Here is a 17052-nt window from a genome sequence, read left to right as displayed (position 1 = left end):
CTTATTTAGTTACTTTTTTCTTTACTGTCACTTACCGGCTTCCCGCCTGTTGCGACGGGTACACGCGGCGCAGATGCCGTAGACATAGAGGCAAAAGTAGGAGTCGTGGAAGGCCGAATAGCGCCGTGAGTTCATGAACGACACAAGCTCGGGATCCTTGACTTCCTTGATTTTGCCACACTGCTGGCATATCAGGTGCAGATGATTGACCGTCGCCGAAACCCGCTCATACTGAGCAGGCTGAGCACCGAATTGATGACGCCTCACGATGCCGCAATCGGAGAGCAGCTCCATCGTGTTGTAGATGGTGGCACGGCTCACATGGTAGCCGTCGCCCTCTATGGCCGCATACAACGCCTCGATGTCAAAGTGCTTGTTCATCTCGCACACCTTGTCAAGTATTGCATAACGCTCGGGGGTTTTGCGAAGACGCTTCGCCTTCAGATACTCCGTGAGCGTGGCACGCGCGGCTGTCCGTAACTTGTCGTCAATCATTGCAGTGCAAAGATACACCAAACTACGCGGTTAAACAAATTTTATATGTTCAAATGTTTTTCACGGCAAAAGCCGACTTTTCACTCTCATTTTTTGTTACTTTTGTAACGTAAAGCGATTTTATTGATCCATGGAAGAAACCGACAATAAACAAGGCAATCGACTCGCACTGCGCGCAAAGGCAATCGCCGACCGCGCCATAGCCTTTTGGAAATATTGTTCCGAAGGGGTGTGGAGCGACACGCGGCGCACATGGCAGGTCAACACGATAAAGATTCTCAACCTATCGGTGAGGTCGTTCCTAAACACCGACCTGCAGACCCGTGCCTCGTCACTCACCTACAACACCCTGCTTGCCATAGTGCCCGCATTGGCGCTGTTGTTTGCCATAGGCCGCGGTTTCGGCTTCCAGAACCTCATGCAGTCGCAGCTGTTCAACTTTTTTCCCGCCCAAAGGGAGGTGCTGTCGACGGCATTCGGATTTGTCGACCAGTATCTTGCCCAAGCATCCGAGGGCATTTTCGTTGGAGTGGGCCTCGTGTTCCTGTTGTGGACCATGATATCGTTGATGAGCAATATCGAAATGTCGTTTAACCGAGTGTGGGGCATCAACTCCGACCGCTCGCTGGGACGCAAGATCATCGACTATACGGCCATACTGTTTCTTCTGCCCATACTCATGATATGCCAGAGCGGTGTTTCACTGCTCATGTCAACTACCATCCTTGATAACATCCACATACGCTTCATCACTCCGGCGCTGAAGGTCATACTCGACTGCACGCCGTTTTTCCTTACCTGGATTTCCTACACGGGAATGTATCTGCTCTTCCCCAACACCAAGGTCAAGTTCAAGAACGCTTTTCTGTGCGGACTTCTCGCCGGCACGGCATTCCAGGTGCTTCAGTTCCTGTTTCTCACCGGTCAGCTATATGTGTCGAAGTACAATGCCATCTACGGTAGCTTCGCATTTCTTCCGTTGTTGCTTATATGGCTTCAGCTCGTGTGGACGATAACCCTTGCCGGAGCGGTGCTGTGCTACTCATCGCAGAACATATTCCAGTTCAACTTCCGCAACGATGTCAACGCCATATCGCTTGACTACAAACGCAAGATAGCGCTGGTGATAATGACCGTAATCGTGAAGCGATTCGAGAACCAGGAGCCGCCGCTCACCGTAGCGGGATTTGCCGAGCTTTATCACATGCCGGCACGACTCATATCGGCACTCATTGACGAGATGACGGGCGCGGGGCTGCTGTCGGTCGTGATGTCAACCAGCGATGAACACGCCTATCAGCCGGCAATCGACCCCAACATAATAACCTTGGGTTATGTGCTGAAGAAGCTGAACGCTCACGGTTCATCGGACTTCATTCCCTATTTCAAGAACGAATTTGAGGAAATAATCGAGTTGATAGACGACCGTATCGAAAACATGGTCAGCAACACATCCGATGTACTGCTCAAGAATCTCAATGTCAACATAAAAGGAACTCCGAAGTAAAAAATCACCGCCACAGTGGATGGAGTTATGCAAATAAAGTAGTAATTTTGGCATCACGATTAACAACCAACCAAAATCAGAACTACAATGAAGACTCCAATTTCAACCACAGCGGCTCCGGGCGCAATAGGTCCCTACAGCCAGGCCATCGACACAGGTTCATTCGTATTTGCATCGGGACAGATTCCCATCAATCCCGCAACAGGCAATATCGCCGAAGGAATCAAGGCGCAGACCCGTCAGTCGCTCGCCAATGTAAAGGCCATACTCAATGAGGCAGGTCTTACTCTCGACAACGTGGTTAAGACTACCGTATTCCTTGCCGACATGAACGACTTTGCCGCAATGAACGAAGTTTACGCCGAAGCATTCAGCGCTCCCTACCCCGCCCGCTCGGCTGTAGCCGTGAGAGAGCTTCCCAAGCAGGTGCTTGTGGAAATCGAAGTGCTTGCCGTGCGCTAACGGCATGTCACGCTTTGTCGCGCGACGCAAGGAAATCGGCAACGACAAATGTGCTTCCGCCGATAAACACCGTGTCACCCGACGATGCATCTTCCATAGCGGCGGCAAATGCGCCGTCAACATCACCAAAGGCTTCCCCGTGGAGGCCTTTTTCTTTTGCCTTGGCGGCAAGCTCGGCACTCGGTAACGCACGTTGCACCGAAGCCTGCGTGAAATAGTAGCGGGCGTCACGCGGCATCATGTTGAGAATGTGGTCGATGTCCTTGTCGTTGACAAATCCGATTACGAGATGCTTGCGCCCGGGAGCGGCATCGAGCTGAGGGGCAATGTATTGCCAGCCGCCTACATTGTGCCCGGTGTCACACACGACCATGGGATGTGACGAAATCTTCATCCACCGTCCGGCAAGGCCGGTGAGCGAACACACCTCGGCAAATCCGCGACGCACAGCCTCATCGGGCAGGTCACGGCCAAGCGAGCGCAACGCATCAACGGCGGTAAGAATCGTCGAGGTGTTCTTAAGCTGACATTCGCCCGAGAGGGCTCCGAGCAGCTCGCCGCACGGAGTGTCGTGATAAATGATGCCCTGAGGTGTCATGTCGAATGATGCGTAACGCTTCTCGTCGTCGGCGTAACGTATCGGGGCTCCTTCGGCTGCGGCTTTCTCGGCAAATACGCGACGCACATCACCATCCGACTCCCCTATCACCACAGGTACACCGGGTTTTATTATACCGGCCTTCTCGATGGCAATCTGCGGCAGCGTGTCGCCGAGGAACTGGGTGTGGTCAAATGATATGTTGGTGATGACACACAGGTCGGGCGAAATGATGTTGGTGCTGTCGAGCCGTCCGCCAAGTCCCACCTCGATGACCGCGATGTCGACATGCTCGGCTGCGAAGTATTCAAACGCCATGACCATCGTGAGCTCAAAGAACGATGGCGCTCCGTCGAATCCGAGAGCCTTGTAACGCTCCACAAAATCGACTACGCGTTCGCGGGAAATCATCACTCCGTCAACCCTCATGCGCTCGCGGAAGTCGACAAGATGAGGCGATGTGTAAAGCCCCACCTTGTATCCGGCACTTTGCAGGATAGCCGCCAATGTGTGGGCCGTGGAGCCCTTTCCGTTGGTTCCCGCCACATGGATTGAGGGGTAATGACGGTGAGGGTTGCCGAATGCCCGTGCAAGGTTGAGCGATGTGTCAAGACCGGGCTTGTAGGCCGGTGCGCCCATGCGCTGAAACATGGGAAGACGCGTATAAAGATAGTCGATGGCTTCGTCGTAGTTCATAATAATCAATATATTACAAGTCCCGCTACTCCGGCAAGGCAGATTATGAATATAGGATGTATCTTGGTGAAATATACAAGAAGGAATGACGCAACACCTATGAGGATGCTCCAGGTGTTGTCGGGGAAGTTCTGACGGTTCATCAGCAACAGTGCAGCCGATGCGATAAGTCCTATGACCACAGGACGCAACCCGGCAAACACTCCCTTGATTATCGCCGACTCCTTGTGACGGCGAATGAAGTGACTCGCATAGAGCACCAGCAGGAACGAGGGCAACATGACGGTGACGGTGGTAACTATCGAGCCAAGCACACTGCCGGTGACAACGTAACCTATGTAAGTAGCGCTGTTGATGCCGATAGGGCCGGGTGTCATCTGCGAAATAGCCACTATGTCGGTAAACATCTGCTCGGTGATCCATCCCGGTGTCACAACCTCACGCTCTATAAGTGCAAGCATGGCGTAACCGCCGCCGAATCCGAAAAGGCCTATCTTGAGATAAGCCCATATAAGTTTAAGGTAGACGCTCATTTTTCATCCTCCTTTCCTTGCTTGTCACGCAACATGCGATGGTGACGCGTAAACCACAGATAACCGCCCAGTCCACCCAAGACGATGAACACTATTGGGTTCCAGCCTATGTAGATGAGCACGGCAACCACGATGGGAATCCACACAGTGCGCCATGATATTTTGGCGGCACGGGCCGATGTGATGACCGGAGCCACGATGAGCGCAACCACACACGGACGAATGCCCATGAATATGCGTGACACTATGGGGTTGTTCTTGATAATGTCGGGGGTCAGGAATATGGCGATGGCCAATATTATGAGAAACGAAGGGAGGATGGTGCCGAGGGCTGCCGTAAGACTGCCGCGGAATCCGCGTAACTTGTCGCCTATCGACACTGAAATGTTAACTGCAAGTATGCCGGGCATCGACTGCGATATGGCCAAAAGGTCGAGAAACTCCTCCCGGTCAATCCACTTGTTCTTGTCGACCACCTCGCGCTCTATCAATGAAATCATGGCCCATCCGCCGCCGAAGGTGAATGCGCCTATCTTCAGGAACGTGAAGAAAAGTTTCCAATACAACTTATCCATAGAATGCTATTCATTTCAGCTTGCAAAGGTATAAAAATTTCGCGTACCTACACACAATTATATCTGATAGACATCACTGTTACCGATTGTTAATGATAGTCGGTTTCAATAAGGTCAACGACCGACGCGGGAGCGAAGATTGAACCTGTCGCATCACTGCCGTCTTCGTTTTGAACTTTGCCCACAGTAACTCCGGCACCTGCGAATTGGGCGTTGATTTTACCCAGCGGATTGTCGAGGAAACTGCGACGCGTTTTTAAGAATTTAATGCGGTCGGTCTTCTCATATTCATTTGCAAGATATACGGGAGTTATGGACTTGTCGGTCTGCTGAATACCCGTTGCCACAAAACTGTATTGATTGCCGTCGGCAGTCGCCTCCAATATCAGTCCCGGAAGGCCGGCAAATTTCCACGGTCCGGCATTTATAGGAATCTCAGGCGTAAACCATGCAGTCCATCGGCGGCCGTGGTAATCGACAACAGCCATTATGCACTCATAACCGAGGATATTCTTAGTTGAATCTTCTGCAACTTCCCACTTCATTTCGGCAACAGGCTCTTCATACACGTATTTTTCAAGGCCGGAGTTGTCATAACAGGTGCATTTGTCAGCCGATTTAACGACATAGTATGAGCCGTCGGAACGAGGTATGTCGTCCAATTTTCCTCCGAGATAGGCATTGCTCGTCATCTCATTCAGTTTTGCCTTCCCTTCAGGCGTAGAGTTGAGCGAATCTACATATTCGGTCATCGGTGAGAAGAATTTTGACTCGTCGGCATTGGCGAGCAAAATATACTGACTCGTAAGATCATCTTTACCGTTGCGAAGATTAGGATGATGAGCCGTGTAGCTGACCTCGATGTCGGCTTTCGGCTGTGCGCTTGCGGCTATCGCCGCAAGACACATAAATATCGATGTAATTAATTTTGTCATCGTTACTTTATAAGTTTTTGATATAATTAGAAAATATATTATTTCAGAGCATCATTTATTGCAGCCTCTCGTTCCTGAACATATTTGTCGAAAAACTTAATGAGATTAGGATAAAAGTCTGCTATGGTATGATATCTGTTTCGGTTTTCACTATATTCCGAAAGACACTTGACAAGCTCAGGCGTCCAATAGAATCCAACCGACATCTCGTCAATTATAGACTGACGGATTTCATCCTTAGGAGTATTATTGTCAATCAAATAGCGAATTACAGCGGCACGAACTATGGATTCGTTGACAAGATTTTTCCAACCGGCATAAGCGCCACGGCGCATGGTCTGCTGAGATAGTTGGTACATCTTTTCTGCAGGCTGTTGTATACGGCTATTGAAACGAGAGTCATCGGCCAATGGATTGACAAACGAGTGGTTAAACTCATGAACCAAAGTGGATAAATAGCTCTGAGGATCAGAACAATAGTAAGATTCGCCGTTTTCATCGAGCGCATACCCCATAATCGCATAAACATCACGAGGCTTCCCTGGTAACTGACGAGAAGGGCCATAATTCCCTCCACCGTTAACAAAACCTATTATAACCTCGAAATTCTCCGTCGGTTCAGTACCGTAAAACTGTTCATACCATTTTTGATTGAATTTTGATATCACATTTGAATTAAATATTTCACACATTTCTTGATAGAAGGGTTTGTGTGAATCGAAAAATTTGCTGAAATTGGAAGCGATGTAGAAGTCTGATATATTTTTTGTCACTTTTTGAAAATCGACACCGTTCCATCGCCTTTCAGGTACGATTGTATCGTTAATCAATGTAAATTGATTACCTTCTTTTTGAAGGTTTACGGCAAAAGCCATAGGTGAATCAAACGATATGCCGTTATATTGCCGCAAACTGTCCATCATCTCTATTACAGGATGATTTTTTACGCCTGCGAAAAAAGAATCTATCTCTGCTATATATTTCCCACCGAGATTCATATTGTATTCACCGAACCCGGCAAGATGGCATATAACGCTCATCAACTCTATTCTTTCGTCAAACTGTGCCTCAACTCTTTTTACTGCACTGTTCTTGCCAACAACAGGGAGGGTTGACAATAATGCAACCATAAGAATGATTTGTTTAATAATATTATTCACTTTATTAATCATATAAGTATTTATTTTAAATTGAAACAATCTTGCTCCCAGCGTGCAACATTATTGTCGATATAATCCATAATATTGTCAAACGCGCGTTGATTCCTTATAATATGTTCATGAAACCGTGATTGCCAGCAAGGTAGGGACGCGATACATCGCGTCCGGGCAATGCGAGTTACCGCAGCTTTTAACGAACCGATTATTACTGCCAACCTTGAATTGTGATGATAATCAATTATTGGCTCTCCATGTGCGGGTGGTTTTAGACAGCCGATGGATGGTTTTGGTGGGTTTATTGGTTTTGTTGTTTCCGGTATTTTTGCTGTTGCTAATTTTGCTGTTGCGGACGCGATATATCGCGTCCCTACTGTCGCTATAATTAAATGGATGTGGTTGGGCATTATTACATAGTTGTGGATGGTGACTTGGGGATGATGTTCGGAAATGGCTTTTATACATTCTTCGACAATTGTGCCTAATGCATTTTTGTGCATTTCATCGTTAGTTATCGTTCCAAAGAGATGCTTTTTATCTTTGGCGCATACGGTAACGAATAATATCCCGTCGTTGTAGTCATGCCATTCAGCGCGAAACATGTGACAATCAGCCATAATGCTTATTTTCGGAGGGTTATCGAGAATAGGAGCTGACGACCGCGGAGCTGTCGCCGGCTCTCGAATGACGAGAGCTGCGAATAGGTGATGTAGTTGTAGCTGCGCTTGTTGAGGATGTTGGTGAGCGACGCGGCAAGTTCTATCCTCTTGTTGAGCTGATAGATGAGCTTGGTGTCGAGCATAACGACATTATTGAAAGAGTTTTCAGTTATCTCGTTGCGGTAATGCTCGCCGCTCACGGTCCATTGCCATTTGCGGTAGGGAATGAATGTGAGGCTCAATTCATTCTCCATCGTCGAGAGCCATGACTCGCTCATGCCGTTCATCGTCAGGCGGCTGTCGGAATAGTCTATGCTGTAGTCGAAGCTGAACCAGCGGCATGGATTGCCGTTGATTTTGCCGCCAATGCTCCAGCCGGTGCTGACGGAGTTGACCGATTGCTGCTGCGAAAGCAATTGCGACTCGTTGCGGCTGAACGAGCCGTTCACGTTGCAGCTTCCCCGCATGAAGTCGAGAGTCTTGCCGACACTTCCCATAGCCATGAGCATGCGGCTGTCATTGTCGGCGTCGGCATAGCTGTAGACAACATAGTCGCCGTAGAGCTGCTGTGACATCGTGTAGGGAATGTGAGTCCACGACTGCATTACGGTTCCGTTGGCAAAGAGTCCATGACGGGTGTGCTTGTAGCTGACGCTTGCCGACACGTTCTGCGACGAAGAGTTGTAGAACTGTTCAGTTCCCGCTTTCAACGTGCGGTAGTTGGTCATTATGAGTCCCGGATGGATAAGATTCATGTTCATAGGCGAGCGCCCCAGACCGCCGCTAAACGATCCCGAGAAGCGGTTGTTAGGCTTCCAGTCGAAGCTTAACGATGGCGAGAAATATACCTCATCATGATTGGCGATAGCCTTGTCGAAGGTGTAATGCGCGTAACTTACAGGCAAGTTGAGAGAAATGTTGACGCGTCGCACCCAGTATTCAAACTCCGGGTCGGCATATACCGTCATGTAGTTGGTATTGACTACATTTTCAGTAAGTCCGGGCACCTCCTCAGGGAAGTCGGGCAACTGCGAGTCCATAGAACGGAAGTAACCCTTTATACCGCCTTCAAGACTCAATGTCACGCCCTTTATGTTGAATGCGTAAGCCGCACTCTCGTGAGTATAGAAAGCATGGTCGGAGATGTGCTGACGAAATTTATTGCCGGTAGTGACGCGATACATCTCGTCCGCAGCATCTGGAACCATAGTCAAAGTAAGCGTCTGCGGCAGTGATTCCCATTCGTTCACGCTCTGCAGCGTTACAAGATGGTTTCCTTTGAAGCGTTTTATCATCTTGAAGTTGTTGCTGACATAGTAGTCGGGCAGCTTCGCCGACTGCTCGTTGGGTATCAACCCCGATGTGACGAGGTCGACATCATCCCAGTCTACATTAGCACGTAACGTGTTGTTGATGAAAGCTGTCCGCCGGTTCAACTCATAGATGAACTTGCCGCTGAGCGAGTGGGTGTGTTCCGTTCCACTGCGGTTTTCGGTAATTACGCGGTTCCCATCGTAGGGACGCGATACATCGCGTCCGCCTTGTTCAACATCGGGTAAGAAGTATGTCGTGATGTTAGAGGCATCGGCCGTAACGCGGTTGAAGGAGTAGTCGATGTTGGCCTTGAACTCACCGTTTTCCAGTTTCCACAGGCTATTGGTCGACACGAGAAACGAGCGGTTAAACAGCGTCCGCTTGTCGCTAAGTGACGGCACTCCCGGCAGTCCTACGCTCACATAACGGCTCAATCCCGTATTGCGACGACCTGCGAAGAAGTCGATGCTCGACGATGAAAGATCCTCGCCCGTGTTGTTAGTGCGGAAGGTCGTTATGTTCTGAAATCCAGGCATAACAGCCATTGTGAACAGCTCTCCGTCCCAGATGGCTCCCTCGGGCTGCCACGAATAACCGCCACCCGCATCACCGTGGAAAGTCCATGTGGCCTTAGCCTTATTTTTCAACTTGAGGTTGATAGCAGCCTTGTCGGAGAATGATATTCCCGAAAGCACCTGCATAGGCTGATGATTTTCCATCACCTCGACCGCACCCACATCGTCATGACTGATGCCGTTGGTGGCTATGCCATATTTACCGCCGAGAAGGTCGGAGCCTTCGATATAGAATTTGTTGATGTCCTCGCCTTGATACTGAATCTTGCCGTTTTTGGCAACATCGATGCCGGGCATTCGCTTCAGCACATCGCCTATGGAGCGATCCTGCTGCTGGGCGAAGCTGCCTACATTATATGTAATCGTATCACCCTGCTCACGTATGCGGTCGGCCTTTACCGTCACTTCTTTGAGTAAGGTCGTCCCCGGCTCCATGTAGACAGTCAAAGGGAATGTCACGCTGTCAAGTGGAATAGACTGCTTGGCGAAACTCATCATGGCAACTTCCAATCGGCACCCCGTGACCGACGGCAGCGTCATAGCGAATGCGCCGTCGGCTTTCGACGAGGCAAATTTCTTGATTTTGCCGTCGGTTCCCTTGACAATAACCGACGCCCCTGTCAGCGGTTCATTGCTCTCCTTGTCAATGACTTTTCCTGTCACATTGACCTGCGCCACGGCCGAAAAGGCAACGGCAATAAACAACATATATGTGAAGAATCGTTTTGACATAACTCTATTTTTTCGCAAAATTACAAAAGTGACTAATTCTGAGCCATACCCAAAAGTGTAATTCTAACGATAGTCGGTTTCCAGAAAGTCATATTCAGTTTGCACGGGGGCATCGGGACCGAAATCAAGCATACCGCCGGTCGATGCCTTGATTATCGAATTATTGTTATCTCGGTAATTTCGCAGATTGCGCAGCATGTCAAGCCGCCCCATTTTTTCGTAATCGTTGTTATATATCGGGTATATCGACTGACTTGACTGCTCGATACCGTCGGCTGTAAAATGGTGATGACCCTTCTCTTCGGCGGCTTCAAGTATAAGCCCGGGCAATCCGCAAAATTTCCAAGGACCATCCTGAACCGGAATCTCGGGAGTGAACCATACAGTCCATTTTCTTCCGTGATAATCAGTGGAAGCCATTATACATTGATAGCCTAATACAGTTTTGGTGCTGTCCTCCACTATCTGCCAGTCGATTTCGGAAAAAGGCTCATCATAATACCCATATTCTCCCATTCCGGCTTGATCGTAGGTTGTAGAAACAGATTTTGCAAAATCTTTAGTCACATATAAACGCGAGTGATATACCACCGCGTCCATAACACTTTCATCACGATTTTGCACGTATGCTGCCACTGCAGCATCAAACATCTTTTTTTCCTTTGCGCTCCCCGAAGGTGTGGAAAGCAAGGAATCCCTATACTCTGTACTCGGACAATAGAATTTGCTTTCATTGTGGTTGGCAAGCAGAATGAAAGGCGTATCTTTCTCCACAACGCCATCACTTCCACGCCAAAACTTATAGTGGTAATTATAGCTCACCTTGATTTCAGAACGCGGATAGTCCTGCTTCTTCTTTTTAGCGTTTGCTCCGAGAGCCAAGCAAAGAAGGACCAACATTGTGATAAGTCGGTTTGTTGTCATTGCAATGTGTTTTTCCATCAGCTCAATGGAAAATTAATTATAAATAGAAAACGTGAGCCAACTATGCCACGTCTAATTGGAGGCCCTGAGAAAGCCCATGATGCAGATGTAACAATAGCAGCCCACGCTATGCACGTGAGAACCACTATGCTATCTCTTGCATCAAATCGAAAATTTCTCAGGTTTCCAATTACAAGATGAGCATAACGCTTCTTATTAAAAAAATGTCATGGAGCAGTCAAAAACTTTCCACCCGCAAATTTAACCAAAATATCTGAGCCAAAAGTTATAATCATTGAAAAATTAGTAACTTTACAACCTAATCCCCACAAAAATGACAAAAGAAGAGCTGCTCGCAAGGCTCAACAATATAGAATGATTAGGTCAGATAATAGGTCAAAAATAGGTCAAAAAATAATGGCGACTGCATTGGAGCAATCGCCATTACGTTTATGTGTCACGATGATGTATCCGTATTATCGGCCTACCGACTTAATCTTTGAGTGCACATAGTCGTTATAGAGCTGAGCATCGAGAAGCTCCTCGACCGTCATGTGCATTCTGTAACGCCAATAGTGACGCGGATTAGCCGGAATATTAATCAGCTCCTCACGCGGGTCGTTGCGACGCAGATTGCCGTCGATCGACAGCCAGTCCTGAAGCGGGAATATGGCAAGCATCGATGGCGACTGAAGGTTGAGCGTCACTATCTTGTCGCAAATCCACGGCTCGGCATAGTGCGGTGCCGGACCTTGCTCATGGAGCATGTTGTTGTAGAAATGCTGCGTGACATCACGATTCTCCTCCCACCACTGGCGTATTCCGCCCATGTCGTGGGTAGATGTCGTGCAGACCGACAGATAGGGATAGGTCCACGTGTTGCCGAATTCAGCCTTCGGGTCCTTAGGCATACGCTGAATCTCAAGCGACAGCATCTGCAACGCATTCATCACGGCAGGAACGCAATCGGGAATCATGCCAAGATCCTCGGCGCAGGTGAGCATCGATGTGGAGTCGATCAACGGAGGAAGCTTCCACATAGCCTTTCCATACCAGAAGTCATTGTGACGGTGGTAGTAGAAGTCGTTGTAAAGACGGTTGAAGCACCAGCGCTCATAGTCGGTCAACGAGCGATATATATAGGTGAACTGTGCCGAGATGCGCGGATGATACTTGCCTTTCTCGTAGGGATCCTCGATAAAGAGCACCTCGTCGACAAGACCGAGCAGGGCGTTGCACAGCTTATCGTTTTTCTCACACTTCTCCTCGGTTGCGAAGTAGTTGGCAATCTTGCGCTGAGTGTCAAACTCGGGACGGAGCTTGTAGCGTCCGTAGCCAACATCGATCAGGAAGCGACGCTTGGCCTCGTCGGTATATTCGCCGAAGAAGTCATAGAGGAAGTAATCCATTATGAACGGAGTCGTCTGCAAATCGACATCGAGCCAGAAGTCATAATTGTGACGCAATTCATCGGGTGTATAGGGCAATGCGGGATTGAAAATTCCCAGCAATCCGTGTATGGCATCCATCGGTATTTGCCATATTCGGAAGAAACCAAGCACGTGGTCGATGCGGTAGGCGTCGAAGTACTCGGCCATCTTGCGGAAACGTGCCTTCCACCAGGCAAAACCGTCCTTGTTCATCTCCTCCCAGTTGTAGGTCGGGAATCCCCAGTTCTGTCCGAGCACCGAGAAATCATCGGGCGGAGCACCGGCCTGGCAATCCATGTTGAACAGACGAGGTGAAATCCATGCATCGGCCGAGTCACGCGAAATGCCGATAGGTATATCGCCCTTGAAGGCCACGCCGTGCTTGCCCGCATATTCATGGACGGCACGCATCTGCCTGTCGAGGTGATACTGTACATAGTACACGAAGTTTATGTCATCGGCATGCTCATCGACAAATTTCGATACCTTAGCCTCATCATAAACGGCATATTCGCCCCACTTGCCAAATTCAGGAGTGCCGTTCATGTCACGAAGCACGCAGAAAGCGGCATAAGGAGTCAGCCAGTAGGCATTGGCCTCGACAAACGCCTTGAACTCGGGCAGCTCAAGAGTCTTTGCGCCCTCCTGACGGAATATTTCGCGCATAAACTCGTTCTTGGCGTTGTTGACACGCTCATAGTCAACTGTGGGAAGCGCGTTAAGTTCAACGGCGAGGTCGTCATAGTACTTCTGACGGTTCTCGTCGTTAAGGCGTCCAAGTTCGCTAAGACGCATAAACATGGGGTGCAACGCAAATGTTGAATTGGCGTTGTAAGGATAGGAGTCGGTCCATGTGTGGGTCATCGTGGTGTCGTTGATAGGCAGAATCTGAAGGAACTTCTGTCCTGTGACAACAGCCCAATCGACCATCTTCTTAAGGTCGAAGAAGTCGCCCACGCCGAAGTCATCATCACTGCGCACCGAGAACACGGGAATGGCCACACCCGCTCCGCGCCATGCCGGACGGGAATTGATGAAACGCATTCCGCCCACAACGAGCGCCGAACTCTTGTGCTCGGGTATTATGTTCATCACTCGATTGTCGCCGTTCTCCCAGGCGAGCAGCTTACGGGTAGTCTTGTCAAGAATCACAAACTTGTAACGGAACGGCAGATGAATCTCCTTGTTGGGAAGCGTTATGCTCCATTCAGGGAAATTGCTGTCGTTCATCACCAAGGTATTTTCGGGATTCCACTCGCCGATTGCCTCGTCGTCGCCGCACAATGCAAGCACCTCATCGGAGCCCACCATAGGAGCGTCGACACGCAATGTCACCGATCCTGGATAGAGCGACTGTGACTCGTCACGGTCGTCACGACGGTTGATACAGTCGACAAACACCGATGAATAGTAGGGCTTGTCGTAAGGCTGATCCTGCCATCGGTCGTAGATTTCGTAACTTTTCACATCGCACCCTACAACAAACCTGTGGGGACGTCCCCACTCGTAACGCGTCGAACCGTCGTCGCGTCTTACAATGTAACGATAGTCAAAGTCACGCGTTTCATCGGCGACATCAATCGACAGCGACCACAATCCCACACCGTCAAGTTCAAGCTTCACGGCACGAGATTCATCACCATCGCCAAGTTCGGGAGTATGTCCGACGATGTATACCGATTCGCCCCAATTGGTGCGGTAGTCGATATTAAAATTAAGCTTCATGTTGGTATTATTTTTTTGAATTTCAGTCAATCTTTAGAATTCTTTATAATCGCTATAAACAGACTCTGTAAAGTTAGTTACATTATAAATAAAAAACGGCTAATTGACAGGAAATTTTTCCGCCATTAGCCATTTTTTACAATTTATATACTTTTATAATCCTTTATCCGCATTTTGAAGTGCCGCAGGATGTGCATATCAGGCATCCTTCCTGATAAATGAGAGTATCGTTGCCACAGTTGGGACACTTCTGTCCGTTAGCCTTGGTGCCGTTGGGGAGATACTTCTTCAACGCACGCTCAACTCCCATCTTCCATGTATTTATCGACTGGCTGTCGAGCTCAAGAGTACCCACAAGCTTCAACACCTGGTCAATAGGCATTCCGTAACGCAACACACCTGAGATAAGCTTGGCATAGTTCCAGTACTCGGGATTGAACTTGTCGGAAAGTCCCTCGATGGTAGTCTTGTAGCCACGCTTGTTTACAAACTGGAAGTCGTAACGCTTGTTGCCCTTATCGTCGATGGCCTTGATAATCTTTCCGTGAGTAACGCTCTTGGGGCAGAAGATTCCGTCCTCGTCGTCGGCAAGACCGGTGAAAATCTCGTAGGGCTCACCGTCGAGCAATCCCACGAAGGCAATCCACTTCTCCTTGTTGTTCTGGAATCTAACCACATCGGCTTCAAGCTCGATGGGACGCTTGTGAACATGGGCGTCGGCTTCCTTGACCGTAGGCTCGGCTTTCTTCTCGACAGCCACAAGCACACCCGAGCGGGAACCGTCGCGATAGACGGTGCATCCCTTGCATCCCGAGCGCCAAGCCTCGACATATAGGCGGTTGACAAGATCCTCGGTAACATCGGAGGGCAGGTTTATGGTCACCGAGATGGAGTGGTCGACCCACTTCTGCACACGACCCTGCATCTTCACCTTCTCCATCCAGTCGACATCGTTGGAAGTGGCCTTGTAGTAAGGCGAACGGGCCACAAGTGCGTCAAGCTCCTCCTGAGTATAGGAGTCCCTTCGCTCGATGTCGTTGACCTCCATCCACTTAAGGAATTTGGGATGGTAAACGATGTACTCCTCAAATGCGTCGCCCGTTTCGTCGACATAATCGATGTGCACTTCGGGGTCATTGGGATTCACCTTGCGACGACGCTTGTAGACGGGCAGGAACACCGGCTCAATACCCGATGTGGTCTGCGTCATCAAGCTCGTGGTTCCGGTGGGGGCGATGGTAAGACAGGCGATATTGCGTCGTCCGTTGGCCACCATTTCGTCATATAATTCGGGCGATGCCTCACGAAGACGGTTGATATAGGGATTATTTTTCTCGCGCTCGGCGTCGTAGACTTCAAATGCGCCACGCTCCTTGGCCATATTCACCGACGAGCCATAGGCTGCAATTGCAAGGGCCTTGTGTACCTCAACCGAGAAGTCGGTAGCCTCGGGAGTACCGTAACGCAGTCCAAGTGCGGCAATCATGTCGCCCTCGGCAGTTGTTCCCACGCCAGTGCGGCGGCCTTTCAATGTCTTTGAGCGAATCTTCTCCCAAAGGTGACGCTCGGTCTGCTTAACCTCGGCGTTTTCGGGGTCGGAATCTATTTTATCTATAATCTTGTCGATCTTCTCCATCTCAAGGTCGATGATGTCGTCCATCATGCGCTGGGCCTTGGCCACGTGCATCTTGAATAGGTCGAAATCAAACGAAGCCTCGGGAGTGAACGGATTGCGCACATAGCTGTAGAGATTTATAGCAAGCAGTCGGCAGCTGTCGTAGGGGCACAACGGTATTTCGCCACACGGATTGGTGGAGATGGTGCGGAATCCGAGATCGGCGTAGCAGTCGGGCACCGATTCGCGTGTCACGGTATCCCAGAAAAGCACTCCCGGTTCGGCCGATTTCCATGCGTTGTGCACAATTTTGCCCCACAGCGCAGCAGCCTCGACCTCCTTCTTCACCATAGGCTCGTCGGAGTCAACGGGATATTGCTGAACGTAGGGCTTGTTGTCAACGGCAGCCTGCATGAAGTCATCGTCGATGCGCACCGACACATTGGCACCTGTCACCTTGCCCTCGATCATCTTGGCATCGATGAATGCCTCGCTGTCGGGATGCTTTATGCTTACGGTCATCATCAACGCGCCACGGCGTCCGTCTTGAGCCACCTCGCGGGTAGAGTTGGAGTAACGCTCCATGAAGGGAACCAGTCCCGTAGAGGTCAATGCCGAGTTCTTTACCGGCATACCCTTGGGTCGAATGTGGCTGAGGTCGTGCCCCACTCCGCCTCGGCGCTTCATGAGCTGCACCTGCTCCTCGTCGATTTTCATTATGCCGCCGTAGGAGTCGGGGGTGCCGTCAATGCCGATAACAAAGCAGTTGCTAAGCGAACCAACCTGATAGTTGTTGCCTATGCCCGACATGGGACTGCCTTGCGGAACGATATACTTAAAGTTGCGAATGAGCTCAAACACTTCGTCCTCGCTCATAGGGTTAGGATAATTATTCTCCACGCGCGCAATTTCGCGTGCTATGCGACGATGCATGTCGTCGGGCGTTTTCTCGAAGAGATTGCCGAATGAATCCTTGAGCGCATACTTGGTTACCCAAACGCGAGCCGCAAGTTCATCACCTCCAAAATAGTCCAACGAAGCCTGCTGAGCTTCGTCGTAAGTGTAAATCGTAGCCACTATTCTATGTTTAAATTTTATTAGACAGGTTGGTTATTAAAAA

The 17052-nt window shown here is 49.6% G+C and carries 13 protein-coding genes; 2 read left to right on the top strand and 11 right to left on the bottom strand.

What is annotated here, in order from left to right; genetic code table 11:
• Positions 1-27 precede the first annotated feature (27 nt).
• A complete protein-coding gene (locus tag E5354_RS10265; RefSeq protein WP_123396108.1) occupies positions 28-495 on the bottom strand; it encodes a Fur family transcriptional regulator in 468 nt (155 codons plus the stop codon).
• 130 nt (positions 496-625) lie between these two features.
• On the opposite strand from E5354_RS10265, the gene E5354_RS10260 reads away from it, so the two are divergent.
• Both E5354_RS10260 and E5354_RS10255 read left to right on the top strand, forming a co-directional pair.
• Positions 626-2002 (top strand): YihY/virulence factor BrkB family protein, encoded by a 1377-nt coding sequence (locus E5354_RS10260; protein WP_135947417.1) that lies wholly within the window; start codon positions 626-628, stop codon positions 2000-2002.
• An 87-nt stretch (positions 2003-2089) separates the two neighbouring features.
• Positions 2090-2464, top strand: a complete 375-nt coding sequence (locus tag E5354_RS10255) for a RidA family protein (RefSeq protein WP_135947416.1) — start codon at positions 2090-2092, stop codon at positions 2462-2464.
• A 7-nt stretch (positions 2465-2471) separates the two neighbouring features.
• Here the strand turns inward: E5354_RS10255 and E5354_RS10250 are convergent, their stop codons facing one another.
• From E5354_RS10250 to E5354_RS10205, 10 genes are all read right to left on the bottom strand, one after another.
• Positions 2472-3758 (bottom strand): bifunctional folylpolyglutamate synthase/dihydrofolate synthase, encoded by a 1287-nt coding sequence (locus E5354_RS10250; RefSeq protein ID WP_135947415.1) that lies wholly within the window; start codon positions 3756-3758, stop codon positions 2472-2474.
• 5 nt (positions 3759-3763) lie between these two features.
• On the bottom strand, positions 3764-4291 hold the full coding sequence (locus E5354_RS10245) for a chromate transporter (protein ID WP_123396112.1): 528 nt from the start codon (positions 4289-4291) through the stop codon (positions 3764-3766).
• Positions 4288-4866, bottom strand: coding sequence for a chromate transporter (locus E5354_RS10240; RefSeq protein ID WP_123396113.1), 579 nt, complete (start codon positions 4864-4866; stop codon positions 4288-4290). Before E5354_RS10240 ends, E5354_RS10245 begins: the two co-directional genes overlap by 4 nt.
• A gap of 89 nt (positions 4867-4955) precedes the next feature.
• Positions 4956-5801 (bottom strand): GLPGLI family protein, encoded by an 846-nt coding sequence (locus tag E5354_RS10235; protein ID WP_135947414.1) that lies wholly within the window; start codon positions 5799-5801, stop codon positions 4956-4958.
• A gap of 38 nt (positions 5802-5839) precedes the next feature.
• Complete coding sequence (locus tag E5354_RS10230) at positions 5840-6973, bottom strand: DUF4932 domain-containing protein (RefSeq protein WP_135947413.1); 1134 nt, start codon at positions 6971-6973, stop codon at positions 5840-5842.
• Between the two features lie 8 nt (positions 6974-6981).
• Complete coding sequence (locus tag E5354_RS10225) at positions 6982-7575, bottom strand: transposase (protein WP_135947412.1); 594 nt, start codon at positions 7573-7575, stop codon at positions 6982-6984.
• A gap of 5 nt (positions 7576-7580) precedes the next feature.
• Positions 7581-10238 carry a carboxypeptidase-like regulatory domain-containing protein gene (locus E5354_RS10220; RefSeq protein ID WP_135947411.1) on the bottom strand — a complete coding sequence of 886 codons (2658 nt, stop codon included), beginning with the start codon at positions 10236-10238 and terminating at the stop codon, positions 7581-7583.
• 63 nt (positions 10239-10301) lie between these two features.
• Positions 10302-11162: a GLPGLI family protein gene (locus E5354_RS10215; RefSeq protein ID WP_168353881.1), complete on the bottom strand. Its 861-nt coding sequence runs from the start codon at positions 11160-11162 to the stop codon at positions 10302-10304.
• 476 nt (positions 11163-11638) lie between these two features.
• Positions 11639-14317: a 4-alpha-glucanotransferase gene (locus E5354_RS10210; protein WP_135947410.1), complete on the bottom strand. Its 2679-nt coding sequence runs from the start codon at positions 14315-14317 to the stop codon at positions 11639-11641.
• A 163-nt stretch (positions 14318-14480) separates the two neighbouring features.
• Entirely contained in the window at positions 14481-17009 is a 2529-nt protein-coding gene (locus tag E5354_RS10205) for an adenosylcobalamin-dependent ribonucleoside-diphosphate reductase (RefSeq protein WP_370455950.1), read from the bottom strand.
• Positions 17010-17052: the final 43 nt, after the last annotated feature.

Source organism: Muribaculum sp. NM65_B17 (assembly GCF_004793735.1).
Lineage (GTDB): Bacteria > Bacteroidota > Bacteroidia > Bacteroidales > Muribaculaceae > Muribaculum > Muribaculum gordoncarteri.
Note: the sequence above shows the minus strand (reverse complement) of the source record. Positions and strands in the feature narration are given on the sequence as shown.